General features: G+C 67.3%; 5 protein-coding genes. 3 read left to right on the top strand and 2 right to left on the bottom strand.

Translation table 11 applies throughout. The features are described from left to right. Positions 1 to 996 (bottom strand): CaiB/BaiF CoA transferase family protein (locus tag WAW85_RS08360; protein ID WP_422559156.1); only part of this gene is annotated, 996 nt, incomplete at its 3' end. Next, positions 993 to 2,315 carry an oxygenase MpaB family protein gene (locus WAW85_RS08355; protein WP_422559155.1) on the bottom strand — a complete coding sequence of 441 codons (1,323 nt, stop codon included), beginning with the start codon at positions 2,313 to 2,315 and terminating at the stop codon, positions 993 to 995. The genes WAW85_RS08360 and WAW85_RS08355, both read right to left, overlap by 4 nt. Before the next feature lie 141 nt (positions 2,316 to 2,456). Here WAW85_RS08355 and WAW85_RS08350 point away from each other — a divergent pair, with 141 nt between their 5' ends. The 3 genes from WAW85_RS08350 to WAW85_RS08340 all read left to right on the top strand — a co-directional run. Next, positions 2,457 to 3,185: a nitroreductase gene (locus WAW85_RS08350; RefSeq protein WP_422559154.1), complete on the top strand. Its 729-nt coding sequence runs from the start codon at positions 2,457 to 2,459 to the stop codon at positions 3,183 to 3,185. Between the two features lie 68 nt (positions 3,186 to 3,253). Then, entirely contained in the window at positions 3,254 to 4,468 is a 1,215-nt protein-coding gene (locus WAW85_RS08345; RefSeq protein WP_422559153.1) for an acetyl-CoA C-acetyltransferase, read from the top strand. A gap of 37 nt (positions 4,469 to 4,505) precedes the next feature. After that, positions 4,506 to 5,668 (top strand): enoyl-CoA hydratase-related protein (locus WAW85_RS08340; protein WP_422559152.1); only part of this gene is annotated, 1,163 nt, incomplete at its 3' end.

Genomic DNA, 5,668 nt, shown 5'->3' with positions numbered 1-5,668 from the left:
GGGCGCCGGTTGCCGGACCCCGGCCACGTCGATGAAGGTGCCGCGGGCGCGATGGTGCGGGTGCTCGGGCGCCTCGCTGAGCGGCAGCACGGGTGCGTAGCAGGTGTTCCGGCCCTCGAAGAGGGCGTCGAGTTCGGTCCGGGTGAACTGCGCGATCCGATCGGCGAGCACCTGGCCGAACCGGCCCCAGCGCGCGGCGTCGAATTGGTTGTCGCGCATGTCCTCCGGCAGTTCGAGAGCGTCGCAGAGCTCGGCCCAGAACTGGGCTTCGATGGCGCCGATGCTCACCCACTGATCGTCTTTCGTCTGATAGCAGTCGTAGAAGAAGGCGCCGCCGCCGAGCAGGTGGGTGCCGGGGGCGTCGTCGAACGTCCCTTCGGCCCGGTACGAGTGGAACATCGCCATCAGTGCCGAAGCGCCGTCGATCATGGCGGCGTCCACCACGTGACCTTCGCCGCCGTTGCGTACCGCGAGGAGGCCTGCGAGCAGGCCGACCGCGAGCAGCATGCCGCCCCCGCCGAAGTCGCCGACCAGGTTCAGCGGCGCGACGGGCGGACCCCCGGGGCGCCCGATCGAATGCAGTGCACCGGTGAGAGCGATGTAGTTGATGTCGTGGCCGGGCTGGGCCGCCAGTGGTCCCTCCTGGCCCCATCCGGTCATCCGCCCGTAGACCAGGGCGGAGTTCAGGGCCCGGCAGTCGTCGGGCCCGACACCGAGACGCTCGGCCACCCCGGGCCGGAACGTCTCGATCACGGCATCCGCGTTCGCGCAGAGGCGGCGCACCGCGTCGGCGCCCGCCGGCGACTTGAGGTCGATGGCCACGTGTTTCCGGCTGCGGAACATGATGTCGTGCCCGGCCACCGCCCATGGGTTGCCCCCTGGGCGGTCGACGCAGATCACCTCGGCGCCGAGGTCGGCGAGCATCATCCCGGCGAAGGGCCCCGGGCCGATTCCCGCGAGTTCGATGATGCGTGTGCCTGCGAGCGGACCTGTCACGGGGCGGAGACCTTCGGCATTCCACCCTTGTTAGCGGCGATGTCGGCGTGCACCTCGTCCGGGTTGGCCACCGCTGCTGCCTTCGCGGCTCCCTCGGGCAGGCTGATGGCGTCGTTGAAGCTGCGGAGGATCGCGAACGCGGACTTCTCGTCGTCGTGCGGCAACCAGCGACTGACGCGATGTGCGGCGGAGAGGGCCGGCCGCGCCGCCGGCAGAATCTTGGCCCACGCGGTCTTCTCTATGCCCATCTGGCGCATCACGTCCTCGGGCAGCCACGAATAGAGCAGCCCATAGGCCAGCTTGAGACGCCGTTCGTCGGTCATCACCTTGGCCAGCGGCTCCGGGAGGACCTCGACGTCGCCGGGCGGGTGCTCGATGCTGAACTTCAGGATCGACTCGACCACGTCGCGGCACAGGTCGTCCGGGGGCAGCTCGAGCAGGGTGTGCAGATCGGTCTTGGTCCGGGCGTCGTCGTAGTCGGTGTGCAGGATGTCCTCGGGCACACCGATGACGTATCCGACGTAGCGGCTCAACGCGAAGAGGTCTTCGAGCTCACGGTCGCTGTACTTGATCCCGGAGGTCTGGACGGCGTCGGTGAACTTGACGCCGAACTGGCCGGCTTGGGTGACCATGCTGTCGAGATTGTTGATGGGAATGCCCCATCCGGCCCAGTCCCAGTGCTCCGACCGACTCAGGCTGTGGCGTACCGCGGCATGGATCATCCGGACCTTCGCGGTGAGGCGGAACCCCTCCCCGAAGCGCTGCATGCCGCCAGGGGTGTATGCGGCGACGACGTACCGGAAGCTCTCAATGAGTCGGGTGCCGACCTTGTCGGTGTGCCGGAGACGCCCGGAGAACAGCACCGGGCGCGTGGCGCTGTACATCGAGAAGCCGCCGCCGATGGCACCCCAGGCGAGCACCGGCTGGACGATGGTTCCGGCGCGCCAGAAGGCGACCGCGCCGCGGTAGAGCTGATCGAAGTCGACCCAGTCCGGGATGTGATCGAGCTGATCGAACAGGGCGACCATGGCGGGTGTGGGGTCGTCGATCGCGTCGATCCCGTGCTCGAGGGCGTGATCGAACGTTCGCCAGCTCATCGCGTTGCTCTTGTCCTTGAAGTCGACCATCGCCTGGTAGGCGTAATCGTCGGCAAGTAGCGCGTGATCGGTCAGCTGCTCGACCAGATCCCGGCCGTACATGCTGATCGCCTTCTCTTTGTTCGCGATGCGGCCGAGATCGATGCCCTTCGGCAGGCCCGGCGGTACGTCGAGGTCGCCGCGGAACGTCAGTTCGCGGCCGGCCGGTGCTGTCGTGGTCATGGTGGACACTCCTCGGTCGGTGTGATGCGGACAACACCTACGCTAGACCGTTCTGAACACAATGTCTACACTCACTGTATGGCCCCGGTATTCGGCGGTCCTTCGACGGCGGCTCCGACGCCGTGCCCTTCTGCAGTGAGGATGATCGAGATGTCCCAAGAACTCCGTGACGACGTCGCCCGGCCGGTTGCCGACGAAGCCGGAACCGAAATACTCGAGCAGCTGGTGGCCGGTCGGTGGAGTTGCCGGCAATTCCTGCCCGAACCCGTTCCCGCAGAGGAGATCACGCGGATCCTCGAGGTGGCTCGCCGTACTCCGTCGTGGTGCAACACCCAGCCGTGGCAGCTGGAGATCACCGACAGTGGGGCCACCGCGCGGCTGCGCGAGGCGCTGGCCGCCGAGATCGCACGGGGGCCTCGGCAGGAACCCGACTTCGACTTCCCGGCCGCTTACGAGGGGGTCTTCCAGGAGCGCCGCCGGGCGAGCGGATGGCAGCTGTACGAGAGCCTCGGCATCGACAAGGGGGATCGGGAGGCGTCCGCTCGGCAGACGCTCCGGAACTTCGATTTCTTCGACGCACCGCACGTGGCGATCCTCAGTACCGAGCGGGCGCTGGGTACCTACGGCGCCGTCGACTGCGGCCTTTTCGTCGCCAACTTCCTGCTCGCCGCCCATGCGCGCGGCGTGGCGACGGTGCCGCAGGCCGCTCTCGCCACACAGGCGCCCCTGCTTCGGGATTTCTTCGACCTGCCGTCGAATCGTCAAGTGCTGCTGGGGATCTCATTCGGATATCCGGATATCAGCAGTCCGGTGAACTACTACCGGACCGATCGGCAGCAGGTGGACGAACTGGCGACCTTCCATCACTAGACAAGACGACTGTACACACTGTATGAACAATGTGTATCAAGTCGACGCCACGCCTTTCAGGAGACCCGATGACCACACCCGAAGCCTTCGTCTACGACGCCATCCGGACGCCCCGCGGACGCGGCAAGAGTTCCGGATCGTTGCACACGACTAAACCCATCGACCTGGTCACCGGACTGCTGTCGGCGATGCTCGACCGGAATCCGGGACTCGACCCCGCTCGAGTGGACGACCTCGTCCTCGGGGTGGTGTCGCCGATCGGGGAGCAGGGCGGAGACATCGCCCGCACCGCGGCACTCGCCGCCGGTTTGCCGGACACCGTCGCCGGCCTGCAGGTGAACCGGTTCTGCGCGTCCGGTCTGGAGTCGGTCAACATCGCGGCGCAGAAGGTACGGTCCGGATTCGAAGACCTCGTCTTCGCCGGCGGCGTCGAATCCATGTCCAGGGTGCCGATGAGTTCGGACGGCGCCGCCTGGATGGACGATCCGGCGACCAACCTGACCGCCGGTTTCGTGCCGCAGGGGATCGGCGCCGATCTCATCGCCACCCTCGACGGCTATTCGCGCGCCGACGTCGACGAGTTCGCCGTGCGTTCGCACGAGCTCGCCGCGCGCGCCGAGGATCAGGGACGTTTCGACGGGTCGACCGTTCCGGTCCGAGACCTCAACGGGACCATGCTCCTCGACCGCAACGAGACCATCCGGCCCGGGACCACGGTGCAGACGCTCGAAGGCTTGAAGTCCTCGTTCGCCGGCCTCGGACGCGCCGGTTTCGATGCCGTGGCGATTCAGGAGTTCCCGTCGGTCGAGCGGATCGACCATGTGCACCACGCGGGCAATAGTTCCGGCATCGTCGACGGTGCCGCGCTCGTCGCGGTGGGGAGTGCCGAGGTCGGTCGGGATCTGGGCCTTGCGCCCAAGGGGCGCGTCGTCTCGACCGCCGTCTCCGGTGACAACGCCACGATCATGCTGACCGCGCCCGCGCCGGCCTCCCGAAAGGCACTGGCGAAGGCGGGACTCGAAGTCTCCGACATCGACCTGTTCGAGATCAACGAGGCCTTCGCCTCGGTGGTGCTGCACTTCGCGGCCGATCTCGGAGTCGACATGGACAACGTCAACGTCAACGGCGGCGCGATCGCGATGGGGCACCCACTCGGGGCCACCGGCGCGATGCTCGTCTCCACGGTCCTCGACGAACTGCACCGCACGGGCGGTCGCTACGGCCTGATCACCCTGTGCGTCGGCGGCGGCATGGGTATCGCCACCGTCGTCGAAGCCCTCTGAATCCACCACTGCAGCACTGAGTCCGAGAGGAACTGCCATGTCCGTTGGCGCAATCACCGTTTCCACAGGCGAGGACGGGATCGTCCTGCTGACCATCGACGACCCCACCCAGCGGGTCAACACCATGAACGAGAACTTCGTCTCGTCCCTCGACGAGGTCCTGGCGACGATCGCCGCGCAGGACGTGACTGGCGTGATCATCACCTCGGCCAAGAAGACCTTCTTCGCCGGTGGTGATCTCAACGACCTGCTCGAGGCCGATCCCGCGCAGATCGATGAGTTCACCGCTTTCGTCGCCCGCAATCGCGACCTGCTCCGCCGCCTCGAGACCCTTCCGGTCCCGGTGGTCGCGGCGATCAACGGATCGGCGCTCGGCGGCGGCCTGGAACTGGCTCTGGCCACCCACCACCGGATCGTCGTCGACGACCCGCGGTTGAGGCTCGGTCTGCCGGAGGTCACGCTCGGTCTGCTTCCTGGGGCAGGCGGTGTGGTGCGCACCGTGCGGCTGCTCGGAGTGCAGAAAGCACTGTCGGAGCTGCTGCTGACAGGCCGATCGCTGACGGCCGCTGCGGCCCGCGAACTGGGCATCGTCGACCACCTGGTGGTATCCGTCGACGAACTGATCCCGGCGGCCCGCGAGTGGATCGCCGCCAATCCGTCGCCGCGTCAGCCCTGGGATCGCGCGGACTACGTGTTGCCGGGCGGAACACCCGCCGATCGGTCGGGCGCACTCAACCCGGTGCTTCCGATGCTGCCAGCCAGGCTGCGTGCCGACCTCAAGGGCGCCGATTACCCTGCGCCGCAGAACATTCTGAAGGCCGCTGTGGAGGGGGCGCAGGTCGACGTCGACAATGCGCTGCAGATCGAGACGCGGTACTTCATCGATCTGGCGCTGGGACAGGTCGCCAAGAACATGATCAAGGCGAACTTCTTCGACCGTGCGACCGTCACCGGTCTGCGCGGCCGCGACGCCGACCGGACGCCGTGGACCGCGAAGAAGGCGCTGGTGCTTGGGGCCGGGATGATGGGCGCAGGCATCGCGTACCAGTGCGCCCGTGCCGGCATCGAGGTGATCCTGAAAGACGTCAGCCAGGAAACCGCCGAGCACGGCAAGGCGTACAGCGCGCGAGTTCTCGACAAGCAGGTCTCCGCGGGACGCATCACCGAGACCGAGCGGGATGCGGTGCTGCACCGCATCGT

The organism is Gordonia sp. (in: high G+C Gram-positive bacteria) (genome assembly GCF_049299075.1).
Lineage (GTDB): Bacteria > Actinomycetota > Actinomycetes > Mycobacteriales > Mycobacteriaceae > Gordonia.
The sequence above is the reverse complement of the archived record's forward strand: the minus strand, read 5'-3'. Positions and strand labels throughout refer to the sequence as shown.